Origin of the sequence: Agrococcus sp. DT81.2 (assembly GCF_049844935.1) — a bacterium.
Lineage (GTDB): Bacteria > Actinomycetota > Actinomycetes > Actinomycetales > Microbacteriaceae > Agrococcus.
In genome coordinates, this window is the sequence record NZ_JBNCLZ010000017.1 from 1 (window position 1) to 488 (window position 488).

The 488-nt window shown below is 74.0% G+C and carries 1 protein-coding gene; it reads right to left on the bottom strand.

What is annotated here, in order from left to right:
* On the bottom strand, positions 1 to 488 hold a 488-nt coding region (locus ACLQ21_RS15715), incomplete at both ends, for a DUF222 domain-containing protein (protein WP_425664911.1).

Sequence of the window (488 nt, forward strand, 5' to 3'; positions counted from 1 at the left end):
GTGCGCGGCTCGTCCTTCGGCTTGCCGCGCGCGGCCTGCGTGAGCCGGTCGAAGATCGCCGACAGCTCCAACGACGGCCCATGCACGAGCAGATCCGACATCCCGTCACCGGCGTCGAACAGCTCCACCCGCCGCCGCTGCCGGGCGGTGTCGTGCCGCACCTGCAGCGGCTCGGACAGCACCTCGTTGACGACGAACTTCGCCCGCTTCCGCAACCGGCCAGGGCTGGTCGTCTCCGCGATCGCGACCAGCGCCGCCACCACCTCGTCGCGCTGCGCCGTGTCGACGCCCGGGTCGAGCCGCACCGCGCGCGTCTCCGACTCGATCACCCGCAGATGCCCGGTCGTGATCCGCCCCTCGGCGGCGGCCTGATGCGCGGCGGGCAGCTCGGTGACGATCGTCCACGCCTCGGTCATCCGCCGCTCCATGCCCGCCCCCGACAGGCCCAGCTCGACCGCCGCGAACGACGCCAGCTCCCGCACCCGCGG